The 25,227-nt window shown below is 72.3% G+C and carries 21 protein-coding genes; 13 read left to right on the top strand and 8 right to left on the bottom strand.

Translation table 11 applies throughout. The features are described 5' to 3' along the window. Window positions 1-4: 4 nt before the first annotated feature. Entirely contained in the window at window positions 5-1,591 is a 1,587-nt protein-coding gene (gene purH / locus HCC30_RS06050; RefSeq protein ID WP_169441109.1) for a bifunctional phosphoribosylaminoimidazolecarboxamide formyltransferase/IMP cyclohydrolase, read from the top strand. Window positions 1,592-1,681: 90 nt separating this feature from the next. Here purH and HCC30_RS28440 read toward each other — a convergent pair whose 3' ends face one another. From HCC30_RS28440 to HCC30_RS06025, 5 genes are all read right to left on the bottom strand, one after another. Continuing rightward, window positions 1,682-2,302 carry a hypothetical protein gene (locus HCC30_RS28440; RefSeq protein WP_169440544.1) on the bottom strand — a complete coding sequence of 207 codons (621 nt, stop codon included), beginning with the start codon at window positions 2,300-2,302 and terminating at the stop codon, window positions 1,682-1,684. A gap of 40 nt (window positions 2,303-2,342) precedes the next feature. Continuing rightward, window positions 2,343-2,939, bottom strand: coding sequence for a hypothetical protein (locus tag HCC30_RS06040; protein ID WP_169440543.1), 597 nt, complete (start codon window positions 2,937-2,939; stop codon window positions 2,343-2,345). Window positions 2,940-3,099: 160 nt separating this feature from the next. Further along, the gene (locus HCC30_RS06035; protein WP_346776508.1) at window positions 3,100-3,876 is read right to left on the bottom strand and encodes an RDD family protein; all 777 of its coding nucleotides are present in this window, start codon (window positions 3,874-3,876) and stop codon (window positions 3,100-3,102) included. A gap of 726 nt (window positions 3,877-4,602) precedes the next feature. After that, window positions 4,603-6,360: a protein kinase gene (locus HCC30_RS06030; protein ID WP_169441105.1), complete on the bottom strand. Its 1,758-nt coding sequence runs from the start codon at window positions 6,358-6,360 to the stop codon at window positions 4,603-4,605. Between the two features lie 28 nt (window positions 6,361-6,388). After that, window positions 6,389-7,129 carry an FHA domain-containing protein gene (locus tag HCC30_RS06025; RefSeq protein WP_169441103.1) on the bottom strand — a complete coding sequence of 247 codons (741 nt, stop codon included), beginning with the start codon at window positions 7,127-7,129 and terminating at the stop codon, window positions 6,389-6,391. Window positions 7,130-7,238: 109 nt separating this feature from the next. Between HCC30_RS06025 and HCC30_RS06020 the strand changes: the two genes are divergently transcribed. The 5 genes from HCC30_RS06020 to HCC30_RS06000 all read left to right on the top strand — a co-directional run bounded on the left by HCC30_RS06020 (window position 7,239) and on the right by HCC30_RS06000 (window position 11,975). Further along, window positions 7,239-8,105, top strand: a complete 867-nt coding sequence (locus HCC30_RS06020; RefSeq protein WP_169441101.1) for a bifunctional methylenetetrahydrofolate dehydrogenase/methenyltetrahydrofolate cyclohydrolase — start codon at window positions 7,239-7,241, stop codon at window positions 8,103-8,105. Between the two features lie 83 nt (window positions 8,106-8,188). Further along, window positions 8,189-8,647, top strand: coding sequence for a DUF3017 domain-containing protein (locus tag HCC30_RS06015; RefSeq protein ID WP_206323382.1), 459 nt, complete (start codon window positions 8,189-8,191; stop codon window positions 8,645-8,647). Between the two features lie 357 nt (window positions 8,648-9,004). Continuing rightward, window positions 9,005-9,796: a peptidoglycan-binding protein gene (locus tag HCC30_RS06010; protein WP_346776507.1), complete on the top strand. Its 792-nt coding sequence runs from the start codon at window positions 9,005-9,007 to the stop codon at window positions 9,794-9,796. After that, window positions 9,793-10,674, top strand: coding sequence for an XRE family transcriptional regulator (locus tag HCC30_RS06005; RefSeq protein ID WP_169441097.1), 882 nt, complete (start codon window positions 9,793-9,795; stop codon window positions 10,672-10,674). The genes HCC30_RS06010 and HCC30_RS06005 overlap by 4 nt, the downstream gene beginning before the upstream one ends. A gap of 311 nt (window positions 10,675-10,985) precedes the next feature. After that, window positions 10,986-11,975 (top strand): malate dehydrogenase, encoded by a 990-nt coding sequence (locus tag HCC30_RS06000; RefSeq protein ID WP_169441094.1) that lies wholly within the window; start codon window positions 10,986-10,988, stop codon window positions 11,973-11,975. Window positions 11,976-12,095: 120 nt separating this feature from the next. Here HCC30_RS06000 and HCC30_RS05995 read toward each other — a convergent pair whose 3' ends face one another. Further along, window positions 12,096-12,971 carry a hypothetical protein gene (locus tag HCC30_RS05995; RefSeq protein WP_169441092.1) on the bottom strand — a complete coding sequence of 292 codons (876 nt, stop codon included), beginning with the start codon at window positions 12,969-12,971 and terminating at the stop codon, window positions 12,096-12,098. Between the two features lie 472 nt (window positions 12,972-13,443). On the opposite strand from HCC30_RS05995, the gene HCC30_RS05990 reads away from it, so the two are divergent. The 6 genes from HCC30_RS05990 to HCC30_RS05965 all read left to right on the top strand — a co-directional run bounded on the left by HCC30_RS05990 (window position 13,444) and on the right by HCC30_RS05965 (window position 22,205). Then, the gene (locus HCC30_RS05990; RefSeq protein WP_169441090.1) at window positions 13,444-14,946 is read left to right on the top strand and encodes an aldehyde dehydrogenase family protein; all 1,503 of its coding nucleotides are present in this window, start codon (window positions 13,444-13,446) and stop codon (window positions 14,944-14,946) included. A gap of 118 nt (window positions 14,947-15,064) precedes the next feature. Next, on the top strand, window positions 15,065-16,618 hold the full coding sequence (locus tag HCC30_RS05985; protein WP_169441088.1) for a GMC oxidoreductase: 1,554 nt from the start codon (window positions 15,065-15,067) through the stop codon (window positions 16,616-16,618). Then, window positions 16,618-17,913 (top strand): glycine betaine/L-proline ABC transporter ATP-binding protein, encoded by a 1,296-nt coding sequence (locus HCC30_RS05980; protein WP_169441086.1) that lies wholly within the window; start codon window positions 16,618-16,620, stop codon window positions 17,911-17,913. Before HCC30_RS05985 ends, HCC30_RS05980 begins: the two co-directional genes overlap by 1 nt. Beyond that, window positions 17,910-19,994 (top strand): ABC transporter permease subunit, encoded by a 2,085-nt coding sequence (locus HCC30_RS05975; RefSeq protein ID WP_169441084.1) that lies wholly within the window; start codon window positions 17,910-17,912, stop codon window positions 19,992-19,994. Before HCC30_RS05980 ends, HCC30_RS05975 begins: the two co-directional genes overlap by 4 nt. Window positions 19,995-20,065: 71 nt before the next feature. Next, complete coding sequence (locus HCC30_RS05970) at window positions 20,066-21,043, top strand: ABC transporter substrate-binding protein (RefSeq protein ID WP_169441082.1); 978 nt, start codon at window positions 20,066-20,068, stop codon at window positions 21,041-21,043. A 205-nt stretch (window positions 21,044-21,248) separates the two neighbouring features. Next, on the top strand, window positions 21,249-22,205 hold the full coding sequence (locus HCC30_RS05965; RefSeq protein WP_169441080.1) for a glycine betaine ABC transporter substrate-binding protein: 957 nt from the start codon (window positions 21,249-21,251) through the stop codon (window positions 22,203-22,205). Between the two features lie 275 nt (window positions 22,206-22,480). Here the strand turns inward: HCC30_RS05965 and HCC30_RS05960 are convergent, their stop codons facing one another. Both HCC30_RS05960 and HCC30_RS05955 read right to left on the bottom strand, forming a co-directional pair. Next, window positions 22,481-23,218, bottom strand: a complete 738-nt coding sequence (locus tag HCC30_RS05960; RefSeq protein WP_169441078.1) for an isocitrate lyase/phosphoenolpyruvate mutase family protein — start codon at window positions 23,216-23,218, stop codon at window positions 22,481-22,483. Continuing rightward, complete coding sequence (locus HCC30_RS05955) at window positions 23,215-23,697, bottom strand: carboxymuconolactone decarboxylase family protein (RefSeq protein ID WP_240979335.1); 483 nt, start codon at window positions 23,695-23,697, stop codon at window positions 23,215-23,217. Before HCC30_RS05955 ends, HCC30_RS05960 begins: the two co-directional genes overlap by 4 nt. 47 nt (window positions 23,698-23,744) lie before the next feature. Here HCC30_RS05955 and HCC30_RS05950 point away from each other — a divergent pair, with 47 nt between their 5' ends. After that, complete coding sequence (locus HCC30_RS05950; protein ID WP_169441076.1) at window positions 23,745-25,226, top strand: PLP-dependent aminotransferase family protein; 1,482 nt, start codon at window positions 23,745-23,747, stop codon at window positions 25,224-25,226. The last annotated feature ends 1 nt before the right edge of the window (window position 25,227 follow it).

Here is a 25,227-nt window from a genome sequence, read left to right as displayed (position 1 = left end):
CGGCATGAGCACCCCGGGAACGGACGACGTGGTGGCACCGGAGACGAAGCGGCCGCTGCGCCGCGCCCTGGTCAGCGTCTACGACAAGACCGGCCTTGAGGACCTGGCCCGCGGGCTGCACGCGGCGGGCGTCGAGCTCGTCTCGACCGGCTCCACGGCGAAGAAGATCACGGAGGCCGGGGTTCCGGTCACCCCCGTCGAGGAGCTGACCGGGTTCCCCGAGTGCCTCGACGGCCGGGTCAAGACCCTGCACCCGCGCGTCCACGCGGGCATCCTGGCCGACCAGCGGCTGGAGGCCCACCGGTCGCAGCTGGAGGAGCTCGGGGTCGCGCCGTTCGAGCTCGTCGTCGTCAACCTGTACCCGTTCGAGGACACGGTCGCCTCCGGTGCCGCGCCCGACGAGTGCGTGGAGCAGATCGACATCGGCGGCCCCTCGATGGTCCGCGCCGCGGCGAAGAACCACCCCTCGGTCGCGGTCGTCGTCGACCCGGAGCGGTACGAGGACGTGCTGAAGGCCGCCGCCGAGGGCGGGTTCGACCTGGCCACGCGGAAGCGGCTGGCCGCCGAGGCGTTCCAGCACACCGCCGCGTACGACGTGGCCGTCGCGGCCTGGTTCGCCTCCGGGTACGCGGCCGTCGACGAGAGCGAGTTCCCCGACTTCCTCGGCGTCACCTACCGGCGTGAGCAGGTGCTGCGCTACGGCGAGAACCCGCACCAGGCGGCCGCGCTCTACAGCGGCGGCTGCGGCGGGCTCGCCGGGGCCGAGCAGCTGCACGGCAAGGAGATGTCGTACAACAACTACACCGACACCGATGCCGCGCGGCGGGCCGCGTACGACCACGACGAGCCCTGCGTCGCGATCATCAAGCACGCCAACCCCTGTGGCATCGCGGTCGGTTCGGACGTCGCCGAGGCGCACCGCAAGGCGCACGAGTGCGACCCGCTGTCCGCCTTCGGCGGCGTCATCGCCGTCAACCGGCCGGTGTCGCGGGAGATGGCCGAGCAGGTCGCGGAGATCTTCACCGAGGTCGTCGTCGCCCCCGGTTACGAGGACGGCGCCGTCGAGGCGCTGACCAGGAAGAAGAACATCCGGGTGCTGCGCTGCCCCGAAGCGCCCTCGCTGCTGGCCGAGTTCAGGCCGATCGACGGCGGCGGCCTCGCGCAGATCTCCGACACCCTCCAGGCCGAGGGCGACGACCCGGCGCACTGGACGCTGGCCACCGGCGAGGCGCTGAGCGCGGACGAGCTCGCCGATCTGGCCTTCGCCTGGCGCGCCTCCCGTGCCGTGAAGTCGAACGCGATCCTGCTCGCCAAGGACGGCGCGACCGTCGGCGTCGGCATGGGCCAGGTCAACCGGGTCGACTCGGCGAAGCTCGCCGTGGAGCGGGCCGGTGCGGAGCGGGCGCGCGGTGCGTACGCCGCTTCCGACGCGTTCTTCCCGTTCCCGGACGGTCTGGAGGTGCTCACCGAGGCGGGCGTCAAGGCCGTGGTGCAGCCCGGCGGTTCGGTGCGGGACGAGGCCGTGGTCGAGGCGGCGAAGAAGGCCGGCGTGACGATGTACTTCACCGGCACGCGGCACTTCTTCCACTGAGCCGCGCCGGTCGGGTGCGGAACGGGCCGGGGCCCGGGCGGAGTTCTCCGTCCCGGGCCCCGGCCCGTTCCCGTACGTGCGTCAACTCCCTCAGGGGCGGGGGCGGTTGAACCAGGCGCCGGTCTCGCGCTGGGTCAGGAGCGCGATGACGGCGATGTAGACCGCGAGCCAGAGGCCGTTGACGACGATCGCCATCGGCAGGGCCGGCGGCATCGTGCCCATCGCGGCGCCGATGATCATGACCGAGGCCCAGACGATCGAGGACGCCCGCAGCGCGGCCTGGCCCTGGGGGAAGCGGACGGCCAGGAGTATGCCGGTGAGCGCCACGATGAACCAGAAGGCGGCGAGGAGATAGCGGTAGGCGAGGAAACCGACCGGGCCGTCGGAGAGTTCGCTCGTGACGCTGATCAGGCTGATCAGGGCCCACACCTGATTCAGCGCCTGCCCGATCCCGCCGACCAGTATCAGCAGCCGCGCCGCCTTCGCCTTCCCCGGCATCGGCGCCTGCGCACCCTGCGGCATCCCGGGCCCGCCGTACGGGCCGGGGGCCTGCTGCGGGAAGCCGTAACCCTGCGGCGGCCCTTGGGGCGCGCCCTGCTGCGGTGCGCCGTACGGCTGTTGCTGCGCGAACGGGTTCGGCGCCTGGCCCGGCTGCTGCCCGTAGGGCGGCGGCGCGGCGGGACCGGGGGAGCCCGGGGGCGGGTAACTCATGGCGTGTGTTCCGTTCTTGGGGCGTCGTGGGCGGTGGGCGTCAGTACCGCGGGCGGTTGAACCAGGCTTCGCCGTCCTTGTTCACCAGGAAGATGACGACCATGGTGCCGAGGGCCAGCGGGACGATGCCGACGAGGCTGAAGATGCTGATCAGGCCGCCCAGCGCCATCAGCGAGCCGTAGATGATGCCGCCGACGCGCACGCCGTTCCCGCCCTTGGGCACCTGCGCGCCGAGGACGAAGCCGGCGGCGGCGATGACGACCGCGATCAGGCCCTGCACGATGGCGACTCCGGTGGTCACGGCCATCGCGCCCGAGGTGTCGTACTCGGAGCGGCTCGCCGAGGCGTTCAGGAACACCGTCATGCCGATGACGAGGAGCAGCGTGAGGACGCCGAGCCCGCCCAGCACGAAGAGCATCACCCGGGCCGCCTTCACGGTGCTGGGCATCACCGTGGGCGCGGCGTGCTGCGGGGGATACCCGCCGGGCTGCTGCGCGTACGGGGACGGGGCCTGCTGCGGGTAGCCGTAGGGCTGCTGCTGCGCGTACGGGTTCGGCACCTGGCCCGGCTGCTGCGCGTACGGGTTGGGGCCGGGGGTGCCGGGGTTGCCGGGGCCGGGCGGCGGCGGGTAACTCATCTGTCTCTTCCGGGTCTTGTGGGTGGCGGGGCGGCTCGTACCACGACGAAGACCGCGCCTCCGTTCGGCCGGGGCGCGGTCTTCGTCGTGGTGCGGAGCGCTGGTGCGCCCCGGGTGCGATGTGTGGCGGGTGCGGCGGCGCGCGGCCCGCTTCGCGGGGTTACTTGGTCTTGATGACGACGGTGCTCGCCGCGCGGTCGTGCCAGCCCTGCGACTTGCCGCTGTTGTCGAAGAACGGCGACAGGTAGACGACGATGCCGAGGCCGCACACCAGGTTCGCGGCCATCGGGACCAGGTAGCGCAGGAAGCCGGAACCGGGGCCGGGAACGTTGCCGTCGGCCTCCTTGACCACGCGCAGGCCCATGGCCATCTTGCCGAAGGTCGCGCCCTTGAAGGAGATCATCAGCCACTCGTAGAGCAGCATGAAGACGGCGAAGGCCAGCAGCAGCATGAAGAAGCCGCCGACCATGCCGGAGGCGGCGTCCTGCTGCTCCTGGATGCAGCTGTTGTAGCCCGGGTCGGTGTAGGTGCCGCAGTCCTCGACGTCCGAGGCGATGCCCAGCGCGCTCGCCATGCCGAGGCCCATCAGGAGGCCCATGATGACGGAGGTGATCAGACCGTCGATCAGACGCGCGGCGAACCGCTGGCCCATGGTGGCGAGCAGCACGGGGCCGTGGTGGCCGATGCTGATGTAGCCGTTGTTGGCCTGGACCGTGCCGGGCGGCGGCTGCTGGCCCTGCTGCGGGTAGCCGTAACCCTGCTGGCCCGGGACCTGCTGGCCGTACGGGTTCTGCTGCGCCTGCTGCGGGTAGCCGTAGCCGGGCTGCTGCGGCTGCTGGCCCTGCTGCGGGTAGCCGTAGGGCTGCTGCGGGGGCTGCTGCGGCTGCTGCCCGTACGGGTTGTTCGGGTTCTGGCCGGGCGGCGGTGGGTAACTCACGAGCGGATTCCTCCGGGCGTTGCGCATGGACGGATGGGGACGGACGGGGCCGAAAGGCTCCGGGGCAGGGCGCATCCGATCCCGCGCATGCCGCACGCGGTCAGCGTGAGGTACGTCAGACGCACGGTGTTCCTCCCCCGATAGATCCGGCGCCGTACCGTCGGCCCTCCCGTACGGGCGCGGCGCCGCCGCACAATGGTGCGCGGTGCAGTGTGACTGTGTCCAGCCAAGATCCTCAAATGTGGCGAATCCGCAACGCGCGTACGGCGCCCCCACGCGGGGTGTGACGCGCTGATGCGCGAGGCGTGCGGGAACGGTGTCGGCGGGGTGTCGGCAGGGTGCCCGCGCCGAGTGGCCACCCCGGCAGGGGAGTTGACGGTCCGCCGTCAGGCCCCCGGACGCGCCGAGGCCCGCGACCGGTCGGTGACCGGTGCGGGCCTTGGCAGCGGCAGCCCGTGACCGGGGCCCCCGTTCCCCCGTGTCCCCCGTGCTTCCCCGGGGCTGCCCCTCGTCGGCACCGGCCGTCCGGTGGTGTCCTGTTCGGGACGGCCCGCCGGAACTGTGTGGCTGGTGCCGGGAGTTTCTGTATGGGTGTTGTTGTGCGTGCCCGCCGGGAGGTGCTCCGGCGGGCGGTACGGCCGGGCACCGCCTCGGTGGAGAGGGGTGCCCCGCCGATGTTCACTCTCGCCGAGGACGGGCCCGCGCGGAACCTGAAGATGTATAGGGTCACCGGGCCCCGGCGGGGGTGTACTCCTTGAGGTGCCGCTCGATGCGGTCCGCGTAGCCGCGGTGCCGGTCCGGAACTCCCCCCTCCCGGTTCACGGTCGTCGCCGATGTGCGGTACGAGGCGGCGATCAGGACGCGCGGGTCGCCGTCGAGTCCGGGCCGCAGGCGCGGCGCGATCTGGCACAGGTAGCGGCCGACGGCCGGGATCGAGACCTCGGGCGGGAACGGCGGTTTCGGCGGACCGCCGTTCGCGGGACGGTCCTTCTCGTCGAGGTAGTGGAGCAGCACGTGCGGGGACCAGCGGGCGATGCCGTACTCGCCGCTCCGGCCGGTGCCGGGATCGCTCAGGTGCGGGTCGAAGCCGCTCTCCGTCTTCAGGAGCGCGGCGATCAGCGCCGGGGTGACGTCCGGTTCGAGGCAGGAGTGTGCGGAGTCGACGATGAGCTTGCGGTAGCGGACGGGTACGCCCGCGTCCACGCGGAGTTCCGCGGCGCCGTAGCGCGGCCCGCCGCGGCCCTTCTCCGCCGGACCGCCCGTCGTGCCCGCGCTGTTGCCGCCCTCGCGCCCTTCAGGACCGAACAGGGCCGCCGGTCTCTCGCCCGCGACATAGCCGAGCGCCCCGGCGAGCACGGCGGCAGCGGCGGCCCCGGCCACCAGGACGTTCCGCCGCCGGTGCGGGCGGGCGGGCGGGGGCGCGGTGTCCTCGGACGGGGCGGACGGAGCGGCGGGAGTGGCCGGGGTGGCCGAAGGGGGCTGGGTGGGCGCGTCGTCGGTGCCGGGCCCGGCGGCGGTAAGGGTGCGGAGCGCGGCGAGGTGCCCGGGGTCGGGGCCGTCCTCGCCGGCGAGCGGGCGGAGGCGTTCCAGCAGCCGCGTCGCCTCGTGCGCGGCCCTCGGCGCGTGCGCGGGCGCCAGGCAGTCGGTGACGATCTGCTGCCAGGCGTCGGGCAGTTCGGGGGAGAGGCGGAGCGCGTCGGTGCCGCGCGCGTAGCGCAGCGCGGCGTCGCGGCGGGCCGAGGGGGTGCCGCCCGGCCAGGGCAGCGAGCCGGTCAGGACGAGGTGGGCGAGGACGCCGAACGCCCAGATGTCCGCCGTCGTCCGGATGCGCTGGCCGCGCTCGTCGATCTCGGACCAGAGGAGTTCGGGCGGGGTGTAGTCGGGGGTGGCGAAGGCGGGCGCGTACGCGTGGGTGCCCTCCAGTTCGGAGGCGAGGTTGAAGTCGCCGAGGCGCGCGCCGCCGTCCGGCATGAGCAGGACGTTGCTGGGCTTGAGGTCGCCGTGCACCCAGCCCGCGGTGTGCAGTTGGGCCAGCCCCTCGCAGATCTGCGCCAGCAGCGCCGGTCCGGCGGCGGGCGCGGGGGAGGCGGCGAGCAGCCGGTCCAGGGAGGTCTCGGCGCGTTCCAGGACCAGGACGGTGGAGCCGTCGAGCTCGGGCGAGGCCGCGTCGTCGACGGTCAGGGCCTCGAACATGCGGATCAGGCGCGGGCGCCGGAGCGTCCGGTGCAGCTGGAGTTCCCGCTCGGCGAGGTCGCGCAGGTGCCGGAGCTGGCGCGGGGTGCGGGTGCCGGTGGCGAGGAACTTCAGCGCGGCGACGTCCGGTACGTCCTCACGGCCCGCGCCGGGCACGCGGACCGCCTCGTACACGCTGCCGAACGCGCCCGAGGCGAGCGGCTGCCGCACCTCCCAGGGGCCCACCCGGTAGCCGTGCGGGACGCGTACGGCGAAGCCGTCGGTGGCGGGGCCGCCCGCCGCGTGGCTCATCCGGACCGCCTCCCGCCTGCGGTGGTCATCACAACTGTCCCTCCAGTACGGACAGTTGCTCCTCCCGTACCAGGTCAAAGCGGAGCGCGAGGGAGACCAGGGCCTCCTTCTTGCCGTTCAGCCGCTGCCCCGAACCGGCCGCTCCCGCCTCCTCCGGCGGTGGCTTGAGCCGGAGTTTGACGGCGAGGTAGTCGATGTTCCAGTACACGGCGGCCCGGTTGGCGGCGGGCCACTGCGGCCGGAGCCGCTCGATGAGCTGCTCGACGGTGGGCAGCGGCGCGTACGGGTCGCCGCGCAGGCGGGGTTCGCAGAGCGCGGCCAGGACGAGGAAGTACTTCTTGCCCCGGTCGAGCGGGAACGGCAGCGCGGTGGCCTCGCCGCCGATGTCCGGGCCCTCCAGGTAGTCGTGGCGCGGCGCCCAGACGTCGAAGCCGAGCAGGTCCCCGCCGGCGGGCAGGACCATCCGGGAGAACTCGAAGGGGACGGGCGCTTCGGCGCGGCCGGGCGCCACCTTGATGTGCTCGCCCGCGCCCTCCGGGTTCTCGATCACGTACGTCTGCCGGCGGCTGAGGTTGGTGACCGTCCAGAACGCGCCGGTGGCGGTGATCTCGCCCGCGGCGCGGGAGATTCCGGGGTGCGGGATGGTGAGCGTTGTCCGGGACGTCCCGGTCGTGGCCACACGTCCGAAACGGAGGGTTTCGCCCGGTTCGAGGCGGAACTGCCCGTCCGGGCCCCCGCAGTTGTCAGGCACCACGATCACGCTGAACACGCCACGCAGCGTACTGAGCCGCGGCGCACCCCCACAACGGCGGACGTGAGGAGCCCGTGACGGCCGGACGGATTGGAGACCACGCGCCCGCATCCGCGAGAATGACCGCATGACGGCCCAGATTCTCGATGGCAAGGCCACCGCAGCAGCGATCAAGTCCGACCTGAGGGAGCGTGTCGCCGCGCTCAAGGAGAGGGGGAGCACGCCCGGTCTCGGCACGCTGCTCGTCGGTGACGACGTCGGCAGCCAGAAGTACGTCGCGGGCAAGCACCGCGACAGCGAGCAGATCGGCATCCACTCGATCCAGCGCGAACTGCCGGCCACGGCCACGCAGGAGGAGATCGAGGCCGTCGTGCGCGAGCTGAACGAGGACCCGTCCTGCACGGGTTACATCGTCCAGCTGCCGCTGCCGAAGGGCATCGACACCAACCGCGTCCTGGAACTGATGGACCCGTCGAAGGACGCGGACGGCCTGCACCCCACCAATCTCGGCCGTCTGGTGCTCAACGAGCCCGCGCCGCTGCCCTGCACCCCGCAGGGCGTCGTCACGCTGCTCCGCCGGCACGGCGTGGAGATCAAGGGCGCGCACGTGGTCGTCGTCGGCCGGGGCGTCACCATCGGCCGTCCGCTGCCGCTGCTGCTGACCCGCCGCAGCGAGAACGCCACCGTGACCCAGTGCCACACCGGCACCCGCAACCTCCCGGAGATGCTGCGCCAGGCGGACATCGTCGTCGCCGCCGCCGGTGTCCCACACCTGGTCAAGCCGGAGGACGTCAAGCCGGGCGCGGCCGTGCTCGACGTCGGCGTCAGCCGCGACGAGAACGGCAAGATCGTCGGCGATGTGCACCCGCGGGTGCGGGACGTCGCGGCCTGGCTGTCGCCCAACCCCGGCGGCGTCGGCCCGATGACCCGGGCCCAGCTGCTGGTGAACGTCGTCGAGGCCGCCGAGCGCGCCGCGGGCATCACCGCGGGCTGACGCCCCCGGCGAGCGCCCCGGGGCCGGGCCGCGGGGCGCACCGGGCGAGACGCACAGCGCGACCAGGAAAGGGATTCGCCGACATGGGCGGAGAGAAGGGCACGGAGCGTATCCGGGGCGCGATCAGCCGCGCCGCGGACAGCGCCTCGGCCGGTGTGCGCAAGTCGCGCCGGTTCCCCACGTTCACGCGGGACACCGCGCGCCCCGAGGGCGGCGGGCGCGCGATGGGCGCCGACTACCCGGCGCCGTACCGGCAGTGGCCGCTGCTGGCGGTGTGCTGCGGGGTGCTGATCGGCCTGCTGGTCACCATCGGCGCGTTCCGCGCCGGGCTGCTGATCATCGGGCTGTCGCTGCTGGGCGGCGCGGTGCTGCGCTGGGCGCTGGTGTCCGTCGGCATGCTGGCCGTGCGCTCGCGGTTCACGGACATGCTGACGTACGGCATCCTCGGTTTCATGATCACGATGCTGGCGCTGATGGCGCAGCCGAAGCCGGTGATCAGCATCCCGTTCCTCGACGACATCATGCACTTCTTCGTGCGCTAGCGCGGGCGCCCGTACCGCGCGGGCCCTGTGCGTGCGGCCCGTCCTCTCCCCCGGGGAGGGCGGGCCGTCGTCGTGTGCGCGGTACGGGAGCGGGGACGGCGCGGGGTGGACCGCGCCGTCCCCGCCACCGACCATGCGCCCCGGAGTGCGCCCGGCGCCAGCGCGGCCCCCGGACACCGGCCCGCCTGGGACGTCCCCGCCCCCGACCTGCGGGGACGCGCGCGGGGGAGAGGCGGCGCGGGGACGGGGCGGTTGGCCGGAACGCTGCGGATGCCCCAACTCGTGCGCAAGCATGGAGAATCGAGGCGCTGTCGGTGACGACGGCAGGCGCCTGCGCGCCTCGCAAACCACACGCGTATGGGGTGGAACATGCCGCGTTGGAAAGAGCTGCCGGACACGGTCGATCACCGGGTCCGGCAACTGGTCGTGCATCTGCGAAGAATGAAGGACCACAGTGGGCTGAGCCTCGCCGCGCTGGCGGCGAAGACGACGTACAGCAAGTCGTCCTGGGAGCGGTATCTGAACGCCAAGACCCTGCCACCGCGCGGGGCCGTGGAGGAGCTGGCCCGGGTGGCGGGCGCCGACCCGACCCGCCTCCTCGCCCTGCACGAGGTCTGCGAGGCGGCCCGCGAGTCCGCACCGCCGGCCGACCCGGCCCTTCCCGAACCCGAAGTCCCGGGTTCCGAGGACGTGTTGGACGGTACGGGGGACGACGGCGGCCGGCGGTGGACCCGTGCCCGGCTGATCGCCGTCGGCGCGGGTGCCGTGGCGGTGCTGGGTGCCGCCGGGTTACTCCTCGCCCTCGCGCCCTGGTCGGACGAGGCCGAGCGGGACCCGCGCATCACGGCGCACGAGGGCCCGTACGTCTGGGAGCCGGGGACGACGTACCGGTGCGACATCCAGCGCCACGACGGGCGCACCTACGCCGGACACAGCGTCACCCGCACGGCGTTGATGGAGTACAACAGCACCACCTGGGACGTCGTCGAGGCGCAGTGCCTGCTGCGCGCGGCGGGCTACCAGCCGGGCGCGATAGACGGCGTCTACCGGAACGGCACCGAACGGGCCGTCAAGCGGCTCCAGTCGGACGCCGGCATCCCCGACGACGGCAAGGTCGGGCCCGACACCTGGAAGGTGCTGCGCCGATGAGCACGCCCGAACAGTCCCCCGAGGGCGCCCGACTGGTGGCGGCGCTGCGGGAGCTGCGCGGGCGCACCGGGCTCAGCCTGGTCGCCCTCGCGGGCCGGACGACGTACAGCAAGTCGTCCTGGGAGCGGTATCTGAACGGCAAGAAGCTTCCGCCGCGGGACGCCGTCGAGTCGCTCTGCCGGATCGCGGGCGAACCGCCGGGCCGCTGCCTCGCGCTGTGGGAACTGGCCGAACTCGACTGGAGCGGCCGGGCGGCCCGGCAGGGAGCGGGCGAGCACACCCGGCAGCACGGCACGACGACGCTCGACACCCGGCCGGCGGCGGGGACTTCGGGGGCGGCCACGGAGCAGGCGGCGGAGGCGTCCGAGGTCCCGTCGCCGTCCGAGGATCCGCCGGAACCGCCCCGTCGCGGCCGGCGCCGGGCCGTGGTGCTGGCCTCGGCCGTCGGCGCGGTGGTGTGCGCGGCGGCCGTGGCGGGGGCGCTGGTGTTCTGGCCGGGGGAGGGCGAGGCGGAGGAGGGGATCGCGCCGGGCTGCCGGGGCGCCAAGTGCACGGGCGAGTCACCGGAGTTGATGCACTGCGGCATCGACCCGCGCAGCGTCGTCACCACCCGGCCCCGCGAGGGCCTGCGCGTCGACCTGCGCTACGGGAAGCGGTGCGGGGCGAGTTGGGTGCGGACCTGGGGCCACGAGGTCGGCGACGTGTTCGAGGTCTCGGCCCCCGGCGTCCGGACGCAGAAGCTCCGGATCGCCGAGCAGTACGAGACGGAGTACTGGGGGACCAGCCCCATGGTCGCGGTGCGCGACCCGCGGGACGTCACCGTCTGCCATCTCCCGGCCGACGGCGGCGAACGCACCTGCTTCGACGGCGGCGCGTGACGTCAGCCCCGTATCCCCGTCGTCCCTCGTCCGGGAGACCTCGGGACTTACGGAGGCATGGCGGGGCGAATCCGGGGCAGGCGAAGGCCAGGTACCCCCCACGGGTGCGCGGCACCGCACCCGGCAGCCGCCCGCTCTCCCCCTCCTGGAGCGGGCGGCTGCCCACGTCCGAGGTGCGTCGGATAGCCTGACGCGGGGTCTCTTGATGTAGAGAGACTTCACACAAGGGCAGGGCCGCCCCGTGGCGCGGAGCCACCGCTCCGCCGGCGCGGGCGACCCTCTAGCCAACGTCAGGTATTACGGAGACCGCCATGACCCGCACTCCCGTCAACGTCACCGTCACCGGCGCGGCCGGTCAGATCGGCTACGCACTGCTCTTCCGCATCGCCTCCGGCCAGCTGCTCGGCGCGGATGTGCCGGTCAATCTCCGCCTGCTGGAGATCACCCCGGCCCTGAAGGCCGCCGAGGGCACCGCCATGGAGCTCGACGACTGCGCCTTCCCGCTGCTGCGCAACATCGAGATCTCCGACGACCCGAACGTCGCCTTCGACGGCGCCAACGTCGGTCTGCTCGTCGGTGCCCGGCCGCGGACGAAGGGCATGGAGCGCGGCGACCTGCTGGAGGCCAACGGCGGCATCTTCAAGCCGCAGGGCAAGGCCATCAACGACCACGCGGCGGACGACGTCAAGATCCTGGTCGTCGGCAACCCGGCCAACACCAACGCCCTGATCGCCCAGGCGTCGGCCCCGGACGTGCCCGCCGAGCGCTTCACCGCCATGACGCGCCTCGACCACAACCGCGCGCTGACCCAGCTGGCGAAGAAGACCGGCAGCCAGGTCTCGGACATCAAGAAGCTGACGATCTGGGGCAACCACTCGGCCACCCAGTACCCCGACATCTTCCACGCCGAGGTCGCGGGCAAGAACGCCGCCGAGGCCGTGAACGACGAGAAGTGGCTGGCCGACGAGTTCATCCCGACCGTCGCCAAGCGCGGTGCCGCGATCATCGAGGCCCGTGGCGCCTCCTCGGCCGCCTCCGCCGCGAACGCCGCCATCGACCACGTCCACACCTGGGTCAACGGCACCGAGGAGGGCAACTGGACCTCCATGGGCATCCCCTCGGACGGCTCCTACGGCGTGCCCGAGGGCATCATCTCCTCCTTCCCGGTCACCACGAAGGACGGGAAGTACGAGATCGTCCAGGGCCTGGAGATCAACGAGTTCTCCCGCACCCGCATCGACGCCTCCGTCCAGGAACTCGTCGAGGAGCGCGACGCCGTCCGCGGCCTCGGCCTCATCTGAGCGGTCTGACGCGACGCGTCCACGGGCCCGTACGCTCCTCCGCCTTCCGGGCGGGGACGGAGCGCACGGGCCCGTGGTGTGTCCAACTCCCGGGTGTGCGCGGGCGGTTGGGGCCTCGCGTCAGACGCTCTCGGCCGGCGGGGCCTTGAGGGCCTGCTCCAGTTCCGTGACGCCGATCGTCTGCGCGGCGGGTGGGGTGCCGGCGCTGACGGGCCTGTTGAAGTCGTCCAGTTCGAGCTCGTCCTGGCCGGCCTCGGCGGAGCGGGTCAGCTTCAGCGGGTACGGCTTGCCCTCGTCGGCGACCAGCACGCTGACCCGGCCCTCGGGCACGCTGCGGCTGACCTCGACGGCCGGTGTCCCGTGCACCTCCTGGGTCTCGCCGCGCTGCCACTCGCCGGGCTTCCGGGAACCGGGGTCGCCCTGTGCGCCGGGCTCGGAGCCGGAGGCGTCGGTCATGCTGCGGCGCAGGGTCTTCAAGTCACAGGTGGCGGCCATGCCGTTCATCAGGCCGTCGGCCGTGGTGCCCTTGATGTAGCGGCCGTCGACGAAGTCGGCCACGGAGGCGCCGCGTTCGCCGCCGATCTGGCTCTTCCAGAAGGCGCTGTCGGGCTTGAGCCACACCGTCCTGCCGTGCTTGACGAAGGTGACGGTGCCCTGCGCGCCGCTGCCGCCGTTCTTCTTGCCCGAGCCCAGGGCGGCCTTGCCCGCGCAGGTGCCCTTCTCGTCGAGCGCGAGGTGGAGCGTCATGCCGGGGGAGCGCATCGTCAGCCGCACCGACTGCATGGACCCGGCCTGGGCGCGGGCGCGGTCGGCGATCTCGGCCGCGGAGAGCCCGTCGAGGTCCCCGCTCGCCGTCGACGGGCCGGGCGGCGCCGCCGGGGTGGCGGCCGCGGCCGTGGGCGGCGCGGTCATGGCCACGGCGACGGCCGCGATGCCGAGGGTGCCTGCCGCGCCGTACCGCCGGCCCCCTCCACGCCCCCTGTGCTGAATCCGCATGACTCCGGACCACCTCCGGACATTCGGTGCGTTACGGGTCGTATTCCTCGATCACGGTACGGGTGCCCCTTCCGGCCCGCACGTCCGGCCCGCACGTCCACCCTCGTCGGCCCCCGCCACGCGGAACAACCCCGGGTAACTCTCCCGCAACCCCTTGCACACGTGCCCCCGCGCTTGTACGTACACCCCGTGTCCGTAAAACCGAGGCGCCGATGCCTCCCGCGCGTCCGCACGCCGCCACCCGTTCCGCGCGCCGAGAGGCGGGTGACGGGCCGTGTTTGGCCGTACATCAGGTCCGGTATGGACCTCTTCATCCCTGTTTTGCGCCGTTGACAGAAGCGGTTGCAGTGAGGAAGGCCACTTATTCGCCACCTACAGACATGCAATCGCGAAGACGGGGCAGGGACGTCAGTTGCTGTGTCCCCCGGTGGGACCGCAAGGAACATTTCGGTAATGGAAGGCAGTACCCAAGGTGTCCGTAATCGAGAGCATTCATGTAGACGGCGTGTGGCGGACGGCCACCGCCGGCGGCACGCGGGAAATCCTCGACCCGGCCGACGCCACCACTCTCGCCGTCGTCGCCGAGGGTGACGCGGCGGACACCGACGCGGCGATCGCCGCCGCGCGCCGGGCCTTCGACGAGGGTGAGTGGCCGCGTACCACGACGGCCGAGCGCGTCGCCGTGCTGCGCAAGGTCGCCGACCTCCTCCAGCGGGACCGCGAGGAGATCGCCCTGATGGAGTCCCGCGACGCGGGCAAGACCGTCGAGGAGGGCCGGGTCGACGTCGACGACGTCACCTCCGCCTTCCGGTACTTCGCCGACCTCGTCACCAACGAGTCCGGCGGCCGGGTCGTGGACGCGGGCAGCGCCGACGTGCACAGCGTCGTCGTGCACGAGCCCGTCGGCGTGTGCGCGATGATCACGCCCTGGAACTACCCGCTGCTCCAGGCCAGCTGGAAGATCGCGCCGGCGCTCGCCGCGGGCAACACCTTCGTGATCAAGCCCAGCGAGGTCACGCCGATGACCACGATCCACCTGGTCAAGCTGATCGTCGAGGCCGGTGTCCCGGCCGGTGTCGCGAACATCGTGACCGGCGCGGGCGACCCGGTCGGTGCCCGCTTCGGCACCCACCCCGACGTCGACCTCGTCTCCTTCACCGGTGGCCTCGTCTCCGGCACGAAGGTCGGCCAGGCGGCCGTCGCGCAGGCCAAGAAGGTCGCGCTGGAGCTGGGCGGCAAGAACCCCAACGTGGTCTTCGCCGACATCTGCGCGACCGAGGAGGGCTTCGACCTCGCCGTCGACCAGGCCCTGAACGCCGCGTTCATCCACAGCGGCCAGGTCTGCTCCGCCGGTTCGCGGCTCATCGTCGAGGAGTCCGTCAAGGACCGCTTCGTCGCCGAACTCGCCTCCCGCGCGCGGAAGATCCGCCTCGGCCGCGGCACCGAGGAAGGCGTCGAGTGCGGCCCGCTGGTCTCCGCCCCGCAGCTGGCGAAGACCGAGAAGTACGTGGCCGGTGCCGTCGAGCAGGGCGCGACCCTGGTCTGCGGCGGCGCGCGGCCCGAGCCGTCCGACGTCCGTCCGGAGAGCGGCTACTTCTACCTGCCGACCGTGCTGGACAACTGCCACCGCGACATGACGGTGATCCGCGAGGAGACCTTCGGTCCGATCCTCACGGTCGAGACGTTCACGACCGAGGACGAGGCCGTCGCCCTCGCGAACGACACCGAGTACGGCCTGGCCGGCGGCGTCTTCTCCGCCGACACCGCGCGCGCCCGCCGCGTCGCCTCCCGGCTGCGCCACGGCACGATCTGGATCAACGACTTCCACCCCTACCTGCCGCAGGCCGAGTGGGGCGGGTTCGGCAAGTCCGGCATCGGCCGCGAGCTGGGCCCGCACGGCCTGGCCGAGTACCGCGAGACCAAGCACGTGTACGAGAACCTGCGGCCCGAGCCGGTCCGCTGGTTCGCGGGCTGACCCGCGCCACAGCGCACGACCCGCACGACCCGCACGACACATCGAGAAGAGATCAAGCATCCCCGACTCGCGTCCCCGCGCGAGTGCTTGAGCGAAAACCCCGAGGAGCAACATCCCCATGAGTGCTTACGACTACGTCATCGTTGGTGGTGGCACGGCCGGGTCGGTCATCGCGTCCCGGCTCACCGAGGACCCCGGAATCCGCGTCGCCGTGATCGAGGGCGGCCCCTCCGACATCGACCGTCCCGAGGTGCTGACCCTGCGCCGCTGGCTCGGTCTGCTCGGCGGCGAGCTCGACTACGACTACCCGACGACCGAGCAGCCCCGCGGCAACAGCCACATCCGGCACAGCCGCGCCAAGGTGCTCGGCGGCTGCTCGTCGCACAACACCCTGATCTCCTTCAAGCCGCTGCCGTCCGACTGGGACGAGTGGGAGGCCAACGGGGCCACCGGCTGGGGCGCGTCCGAGATGGACCCGTACTTCCACAAGCTGCGCAACAACATCGTGCGCGTGGCGAAGAAGGACCAGAACCAGATCGCCACGGACTGGATCGAGGCCACGAAGGACGCGCTGGACGTCCCCGAGGTCGTCGGCTTCAACGACAAGCCGTTCGACGAGGGCGTCGGCTTCTTCGACCTCTCCTACCACCCGGAGAACAACAAGCGTTCCTCCGCCTCCGTCGCGTACCTGCACCCGCACATCGAGGCCGGTGACCGCCCGAACCTCGACATCCTGCTGGAGACCTGGGCGTACAAGCTGGAGTTCGGCGGCGCGGACGGCAAGACCGTCACCGGTGTGCACATCCGCCGCAAGGACGGCACCGAGGAGCTGCTGGAGGCCGGCCGCGAGGTGCTGGTCTGCGCCGGTGCCGTGGACACGCCCCGCCTGCTGATGCACTCCGGCATCGGTCCCGCGAAGGACCTGTCGGCGCTGGGGATTCCGGTCGTGCAGGACCTGCCGGGTGTCGGCGAGAACCTCATCGACCACCCCGAGTCGGTCATCGTCTGGGAGACGGACGAGCTGCCGGGCAACTCCGCGATGGACTCCGACGCGGGTCTGTTCGTCAAGCGGGACCCCGAACACGCGGGCCCCGACCTGATGTTCCACTTCTACCAGATCCCCTTCACCGACAACCCCGAGCGACTGGGCTACGAACGGCCCCCGCACGGCGTGTCGATGACCCCGAACATCCCCAAGTCCCGCAGCCGCGGCCGGGTTTACCTGACCTCCGCCGACCCCGAGGTCAAGCCCGCGCTGGACTTCAAGTACTTCGAGGACGAGGGCGACTACGACGGGCAGACGCTCGTCGACGGCATCAAGATCGCCCGGAAGATCGCGCAGGCCGAGCCCTTCGCCAAGTGGATCAAGCGTGAGGTCGCGCCGGGTCCCGAGGTCACCTCCGACGAGGAGATCAGCGAGTACGCCCGCAAGGTCGCGCACACCGTCTACCACCCCGCGGGCACCTGCAGGATGGGCGCCGAGGAGGACGAACTCGCCGTCGTCGACCCCGAGCTGCGCCTGCGCGGGCTGAAGGGCATCCGCATCGCGGACGCCTCCGTCTTCCCGACGATGCCCGCCGTGAACCCGATGATCGGCGTGCTGATGCTGGGCGAGAAGGCGGTCGATCTCATCCGGCCCGCCGAGTCCACTACCCAGGGGGGTGTTGCGTGATGTCCGAGACCCCCAAGAGCGCGGCGCAGGCCGAAGAGGCCGCCACCACCGCGCAGCAGAACGAGTCCGAGCAGACCGCAACCACCGCGAAGGCAGCCGACGCCGTGACGAGTGCCGAGAAGTCCGCCGACACCACCAAGGGCCAGGAGGCGGAGGGCACCCCGGTGTTCTCCGTCCGCAACCTGTGGAAGGTCTTCGGTCCGAAGGCCCACAAGGTCCCGGGCAACAAGGAACTGGAAGCACTCTCCGGCCCCGAGCTGACCAAGGCCACCGGCAACACGGCCGCCGTCCGCGACGTCTCCTTCGACGTCCGCAAGGGCGAGGTCTTCGTCGTCATGGGCCTCTCCGGCTCCGGCAAGTCGACGCTGGTGCGCTGCCTGACGCGGCTGATCGAGCCGACCTCCGGCACGCTGGAGATCGACGGCGAGGACGTCATAGGCATGGACCGCAAGCGGCTGCGTGAGCTGCGCCGCCGCCGGGCCGCCATGGTGTTCCAGAACTTCGGCCTGCTGCCGCACCGCACCGTTCTCGACAACATCGCCTACGGCCTGGAGATCCAGGGCATGCCGCGGGCCGAACGCCGCACCAAGGCGCGGGAGATGCTGGAGAAGGTCGGCCTCGCCGGTCTCGGCCAGCGCCGCCCCGGCCAGCTCTCCGGTGGCCAGCAGCAGCGCGTCGGCCTCGCCCGCGCCCTGGCCGTCGACCCCGAGGTGCTGCTCTTCGACGAGCCCTTCAGCGCCCTCGACCCGCTGATCCGCCGGGACATGCAGGAGGAGGTCGTCCGGCTGCACGAGGAAGAGGGCCGGACGATGATCTTCATCACCCACGACCTCAGCGAGGCCCTGCGCCTCGGCGACCGGATCGCGCTGATGCGCGGCGGCGAGGTCGTGCAGTGCGGCACCCCCGAGGAGATCGTCGCCTCGCCCGCGAACGACTACGTCCGCGACTTCGTCCGTGACATCCCGCGCGAGCAGGTCATCTCCGTGCGCCGCGCGATGCGTCCGGCCGAGCCGGGCGAGGCGGAGACCGGCATCGCGCTGAAGCCGAACACCGTCGTCGCCGACGCCGTCGAGGCCGTCGCGCGCAGCGGCGAGCACGCCCGCGTCGTCGAGAACGGCCGCACCGTCGGCATCGTCGACGGTCAGCAGCTGCTCGGCGTCGTCGCCGGCGTGGACGGCCCGGAGGAGAAGGACGCGGCGAAGGACGCCGAGTCCGAGGCCAAGGCCGAGGTTCCGGCGCAGTCCGCGAAGTCCGCCGAGGAGCAGCCGGAGGAGGAAGAGGTGGCTTCCGCATGAGCACCGCCACCCCCGACACCGCGCCCGCGGCGAAGTCCGCGCCCGCGGTCGAGTCCGGCAAGCCCGCGACGTCCCCGGCGGGACCGTCCGGCGGCGCCCCCTCCGGCGACGAGCCCTCGCGTCTGGCGACCCGGCTGGTCACCGGCAAGCTGCCGATCTTCCTGGCCGCGCTGCTGGTGGTCGTGGTCAGCGCCGTCGTCACCGGCAACGGCGCCTGGCCGAGCGGGCTCGTCTACGACGTGAAGACCCCGCTGGACGAGGTCAGCAACTGGCTCACCGACCAGCGTGACCAGCACTGGCTGTTCCTGTACTTCCTGCTGCACATCAGCAACTCGGCCGAGGCGCTCGTCGACAACATCTACATGGTGCTGTCGACCATCGGCTGGATCGGCGTCACCGGCCTGGCGACGCTGCTGTCCTGGTACGTCGCGGGCGGCGGGCTGCACCGCCGGTCGCTGCGCGTCGCCGGGATCACCGTCGGCACCTTCGCGGTGTGCGGCGTGCTGAACCTGTGGGACTACGCGATGGCGACGCTCTCGCTGATGATCGTCGCCGTGGCCGTCGCCGCCGTCGTCGGACTGCTCCTCGGCATGATCGCCGGACTGTCCGAACGGGGCGACCGCATCCTGCGCCCGGTGTTCGACACCATGCAGGTCATGCCGGCCTTCGCGTACCTGCTGCCGCTGGTGCTGCTGTTCGGCATCGGCTCCCCGGCCGCGCTCGTCGCCACGGTCATCTACGCGGCTCCGCCGATGGCCCGGCTCACCTCGCTCGGCCTGCGCAACGCCAACCCGGCCGCGCTGGAGGCCTCGGCCTCGCTGGGCGCCACGCCCTGGCAGCGGCTGCGGACGGCCCGGCTGCCGCTGGCCCGCAAGGAGATGCTGCTCGGCCTGAACCAGACGATCATGATGGCGCTGGGCATGGTCGTCCTCGCGTCGATGATCGGCGCGGGCGGTCTGGGCGACAAGGTCTACCAGGGCCTGTCCAAGGACAACTTCGGCATGTCGCTGATCGCGGGCGTCGCGATCGTCCTGATCGCCATCTGGCTCGACCGCGCCACGGCCGCCGCCGGTGAGCAGCTGGAGTCCCCGGCCGCGCTGAAGAACGGCTCCGCCGACCCGGGCCCGCTCTCCAGGCTCCGCGGCTGGCCCGCGTGGACCGGGCTCGTCGTGCTCGGCGTCGTCGCGTACCTGAGCGGCCCGATCGCGGGGCAGCGCTTCTGGCCCTCCGAGTGGACGGTGCGGATCTCCTCGCCGATCACCAAGGGCATGGGCTGGATCACCGACCACGTCGGCTCCGGCGTCCCCGTCGTCGGCGGCACGGACGTCTGGGCCGCGAACATGACCACCTGGGTGCTCAACCCGATGCGGGACGCGCTCCAGGCCACCCCGTGGTGGAGCCTGCTGCTGCTCGTCGCCGTCCTGGCCTGGCTCGCCGGTTCCTGGCGCGCCGCCGTGACGGGCGTGCTGTCGCTCGGCGTCATCGGCGTCATGGGCACCTGGCCCAAGTCGATGGACACCCTGGCGCAGGTCATCGTCGCGCTGGTGCTGACGCTGATCCTCGGCGTCGCCATCGGTACCGTCGCGGCCCGCTCGGAGCGGTTCATGCGGATCATCCGGCCGGTGCTGGACGTGATGCAGACGATGCCGCAGTTCGTGTACCTGGTGCCGGTCGTCGCCCTCGTCGGCGTCGGCCGTCCCGCCGCCATCGCGGCCGCCGTGGTGTACGCGCTGCCCGCCGTCGTCCGGATCACCGCGCAGGGTCTGCGCTCGGTGGACCCGGCCGCCATGGAGGCGTCCCGTTCGCTGGGTTCGACCACCTGGCAGCAGCTGCGCCAGGTGCAGCTGCCGCTGGCCCGCCGCTCGCTGCTGCTGGCGGTCAACCAGGGCGTCGTCCTGGTCCTCGCGATCGTCGTCATCGGCGGTCTCGTGGGCGGTGGCGCGCTCGGTTACGACGTGGTCTACGGGCTCCAGAAGAGCGACCTGGGTGTCGGTCTCACCGCCGGCATCTCGATCGTCTGCCTCGGCCTGATGCTGGACCGGCTGACGCAGTCCGCCGGTTCCGGCAAGAGCGGCAAGTGAGGGGGGACCGCAGCGTGATGACCATCCGTGGCGCGGTCCGAGGGACCGTCCGAGGCAAAAGGAAAGCACCCATGCACTCCCCCCGCAGCACCCGTCGCCGCCGTACGGCGCTGATGGCGGGCGCCGGCGCGCTGGCGCTGGTGACCACCCTCAGCGCCTGCGGCAAGGCCGACCCGTACTACAGCGGAAGCGACAAGACCGTCGTGCTCCCGACCGCCTCCTGGGCGGGCGCGGAGGCCAACACGGCGGTGGCGAAGCAGATCCTGGAGAAGGAGCTCGGCTACCGCGTCAAGGCCACGCAGATGGACGAGCCCGTCGCCTTCGACGCGCTCAACTCCGGCAAGGCCGACGCGCTGATGGAGGACTGGCGCGGCGTACCGAAGAAGGAAGAGAAGTACGTCGAGGAGAAGAAGACCGTCACGTACGAGGGCCCCATGGGCGTGACGGGGCACATCGGCTGGTTCGTGCCCCGGTACTACGCCGAGAAGCACCCCGAGGTGCTGACCTGGAAGGGCCTGAACAAGCTGGCGGACGACTTCAAGACGCCGGAGAGCGGCGGCAAGGGCCAGCTGCTGGAGGGCTCGCCCTCCTACAGCACCTACGACGACGCGATCATCAAGAACCTGGGTCTGAACTTCAAGACGGTCTACGCGGGCAGTGAGGCCGCGCAGATCAAGGAGATCCAGAAGAAGTACAAGGCCAAGCAGCCGTTCATCACCTACTGGTGGACGCCGCAGTGGCTGAACGAGCAGGTCGACATGGTCGAGGTGAAGCTGCCGAAGCGGACCCCCGGCTGTGACGCCGTCGCCGAGAAGGTCGACTGCGCCTACCCGCACACGAAGCTGGCGAAGTTCATGAACGCCGACTTCGCCAAGAACGGCGGGGACGCGGCCGAGTTCCTCAAGAAGTTCAAGTGGTCCACCGAGGACCAGACCCAGGTCGTGCGCTGGATGACCATCGAGAAGATGGACACCGACGAGGCGGCGGCCAAGTGGGTCGAGGAGAACAAGTCCACCTGGTCGAAGTGGATGCCGGACAAGAAGAAGTGACGACCGGTCCGACGGCCGGCCACCGCACCCCGTCCCACCTCGGGTAACCCGGCGTCACCTCGCCAACGGGCCCGGAACGCACCGGCGTTCCGGGCCCGCGGTGTGTCCGCCGGGGGGCCGGTTCTCGGTCTCCGCCCACAGAACCGTCGTCTAAGATCGTGCTCACTCCCCCACGACTCTCGCGAAACCACAGGTCAGCACTGCCATGCGCACACTCCGTATACGTAAGGGCAAGGCCTTCCTCGCCGCCACCTCGCTCCTGCTGCTCACCGCCTGCGGAGGGGGTGAGGCGAGCTCCGGCGCGGACAAATCCGTCGTGCTCACCGTCCCCACCTGGGCGGGCGGCGAGGCCAACGCGGCCGTGGCCAAGTACCTCCTGGAGCACGAGCTGGGGTACGACGTCACGCTGAAGAAGATGGACGAGGCCGACGCGTGGAAGGCGATCGGCACCGGCAAGGCGGACGCGATCCTGGAGGACTGGGGCCGCAAGGAGGAGCGCCGCACCTGGGTCGACAAGAAGGGCACCGTCGTCCCCGCCGGTTCGCTCGGTATCACCGGCAAGATGGGCTGGTACGTGCCGAGTTACCTCGCCGCCGAGCACAAGGACATCACGGACTGGAAGAAGCTCAACCGGTACGCGGAGCTCTTCGCCAAGGACGGCAGCGGCAAGGGTGAACTCCTGGAGGGCTCCCGCGAGTTCCTCACCCACGACGAGGAACTCATCGACAACCTCCGGCTCAACTACGAGCCGTCCTACGCGGGCAGCGAGAAGGCCCAGCTCAAGGAGATCCGCGAACGGGCCGCCAAGCGCGAGCCGTTCCTCGCCTACTGGTGGCAGCCGCACTGGATCGGCGCCGAGGTCGAACTCACCGAGGTCCGGCTGCCGGCGTACTACGACGGCTGCGCGGGCGAGGACGTCAAGAAGGTCACCTGCGGCTACCCCGAGGACGAGCTGAAGAAGTACCTCAACGCGGACTTCAGCAAGAACGGTGGCGACGCGGCGGAGATGCTGCGCAACTTCCAGTGGAGCGAGGACGACCAGAACAAGGTCGCCAAGCGCATCACCGACGACGGGATCACGCCGGAGGGTGCGGCCAAGGAGTGGGTCGAGGACAACCGCGGCACCTGGAAGATGTGGCTCTGGGGGCTCGACGGGGAGTGAGGGGGCCTCTCGGGCTGCGCTTTTCCTCGTGCGGTACGTCGCGGGGTGCGGGTGCGTTTCGGCCCGGGCTTTTCGCGCAGTTCCCCGCGCCCCTTTTCGGGGCACCCCGCTTCGCGGGCTCACCCCGCTTGGGAGGTCTGCGCTGAGGCGCAGGGCTGGCAAGCGCAGCGCCTCAGCCCCGGCGCGGGGTGCCCGATGCGTTCAACGGGCTGCCCCCGCACCGCCGTTGACGGCCGCCCACGCCGTCGTGGCTGTTCGCGCAGTTCCCCGCGCCCCTATCGGGTGCGGAGTTCGTGGGCCAGGTCGTCGACTGTGGCCAGGGTGCGGAAGGCCAGGGCGCCGCCGAAGGTGACGCGTGCGGCGCCGGCCCGGCCCAGGTCCGCCGGTGAACGCTCCGGCGCGCACAGGGCGTTGACCGGGACGTCCACCGCGTCGGCGATCGCCCGCAGGTCCTCCGGCGGCGCCTTGATCGGGTAGACGCAGTCGGCGCCCGCCGCCGCGTACCGCCGCGCCCGCTCGACGGCGTCCGCGAGCGGCCCGGGCGAGCCCGGGGGAGGCGGCCGCAGGTAGCTGTCGATCCGCGCGTTGACGAACAGCCCGTCGCCCGCCGCCTCCCGGACCGCCGCCAGCCACGCGGCCTGCCGCCCGGCGTCCACCCGGCCCGCGCCCCGGGCCGAGTCCTCCAGGTTGCAGCCGACGGCGCCCGCCTCGCGCAGCCGGGCGACCAGCTCCCGGGGCGGCAGCCCGTAGCCGTCCTCGACGTCGGCGGTGACGGGTACGTCCACCGCCGCGACGATCCGGGCGACGGCGGCGAACATCTCCTCCGCCGGGGTCTCCCCGTCCTCGTACCCGAGGGCGAGCGCGATGCCCTGGCTGGGCGTCGCCAGCGCGGGGAACCCGGCGCGGACGAAGGACCGCGCGCTCGCCGCGTCCCACGGCCCGGGCAGGACGAGCGGATCGCCCGCGGCCCGCCCGTGGTGCAGCGCCCGGAACGCCGCGGCGCGGCCCGTCACGCCTGCTCGCGGAGCGCGCGGCGGACGCCGGCCGGGACGGTGCGGCAGGTGACGTTGAACTGGTTCCACGCGTTGATCGCCACGATCTGCGCGATGAGCTGGGCGAGTTCGGCCTCGTCGAAGTGCGCGGCGGCCCGCTCGAAGACCTCGTCGGGGACGAAGCCGTCGGTGAGCACCGTGATCGCCTCGGCCAGCGCCAGCGCGGCCTGCTCCCGCTCGGTGAAGATGCCCGTGGCTTCCTGCCAGGTGGCGACGAGGTCCAGTCGCAGCTGGGACTCGCCCTGGTCGCGGGCCTCCGTGAGGTGCATGTCGAGGCAGTGGGCGCACTTGTTGATCTGCGAGCAACGGATCTTGATCAGCTCGGCCACGACCTTGTCCAGGCCCTTCGCCGCCGCCTGCTGAAAGGCGGACATGCCCTCGTACACGGCGGGGGCGGTCTTCCAGATGTTCATCCGCGGGGTCGTCGCATGTGTCGTCATGGCCCCGAGACTAGGCCGGTTTAGCCCAGGGAATATGGTCCATTCCCATGCCGGAAGAATGGGCCAAGTCTCAGCAGCCGAGCCACGGTTCGGGCCACGACCTGCACCTCGACCTCGGGAGCGCCCTCGACGCGCGCACCGGCGGCCTCCGCACCGCCCTCGTCCGCGCCCTGCGCGAGGCCGTCCGCACCGGCCGGCTGGCGCCCGGTACCCGGCTGCCCTCCTCCCGCCAGCTGGCCGCCGATCTCGGGATCGCCCGCAACACGGTGGCCGAGGCGTACAGCGAGCTCGTCGCCGAGGGCAGGCTCACCGCGGCCAGGGGCGCGGGCACCCGCGTCGCGCGCCGCGCCGAACCCCCGGGCCCGCGGCCCGGCCGGCCCGCCCCGTCCGGCCCGGAGGCCCCGTTGCGGACGCACACCCGGATGCCGGTGCGGCCCGCGCACGACCTGCGCACCGGGATACCCGACGTCTCCGCCTTCCCGCGTACCGCCTGGGCCGCCGCCTCCCGGCGGGCCCTGGCGGCCGCGCCGAGCGAGGCCCTGCGCAACGGCGACCTGCGCGGAAGCCCCGGACTGCGCCGCGCCCTGGCCGACTACCTCGCCCGCGCCCGCGGCGTACGCGCCGACCCCGAACGCATCCTGGTCGGCGCGGGATTCGCGCAGCTCCTCACCGTCCTGGCCCGGGTGCTGCCGGGCGAAGCGGCCGTCGAGACGTACGGACTGCCGTACCACCACCGGCTGTTGGCCGACGCGGGCGTGCGCAGCCGTCCGCTGCCCCTCGACGCGCACGGCGCCCGCACCGGAAGCCTGGCCGAGGCCGCCGGGGTGCGGGCCGTGCTGCTCACCCCGGCCCACCAGTTCCCCACCGGCGTCCCGCTGCACCCGGACCGCAGGGCCGCCGTCGTGGACTGGGCGCGGCGCGGGGACGGGCTGGTCGTCGAGGACGACTACGACGGGGAGTTCCGCTACGACCGCAAACCGGTCGGCGCGCTCCAGGGCCTCGACTCCGAACGCGTCGTGTACTGCGGCACCGCCAGCAAGGCGCTCTTCCCCGCGCTCCGGCTGGCCTGGGCGGTGCTGCCGTCCCACCTGCTCGGCCCGGCGCTGGCGGCGAAGGCCCCGGGCGAGTGGACCACCGGCGTCCTCGACCAGCTCACCCTGGCCGACTTCCTGGAGTCCGGCGGCTACGACCGGCACGTGCGGGCCATGCGCCAGCGCTACCGGCGCCGCCGCGACCGGCTCGTCGCCGCGCTGGAACGGCACGTTCCGCAGGCCAGGGTGACGGGCATCGCCGCGGGCCTGCACGCCATCGTCGAACTCCCGCCCGGCGCCGAGGAGTCCGCCGTCCTGGCCGAGGCGGACCGCCGCGGCATCGCGCTGGAGGGCCTCGCCGGGTTCCGCCACCCGGCCGCGGCCCCGGACGGGCCGCACGTGCAGGCCCTCGTCGTCGGCTACGGCGCCCCGCCCGAACACGCCTTCCCCGCGGCCCTGGACGCCCTGACCGGCCTGCTCACCGACACCGCGCGCTGAG

It is taken from the genome of Streptomyces sp. HNM0574, assembly GCF_012726235.1.
GTDB lineage: Bacteria > Actinomycetota > Actinomycetes > Streptomycetales > Streptomycetaceae > Streptomyces.
Note: the sequence above shows the minus strand (reverse complement) of the source record. Positions and strands in the feature narration are given on the sequence as shown.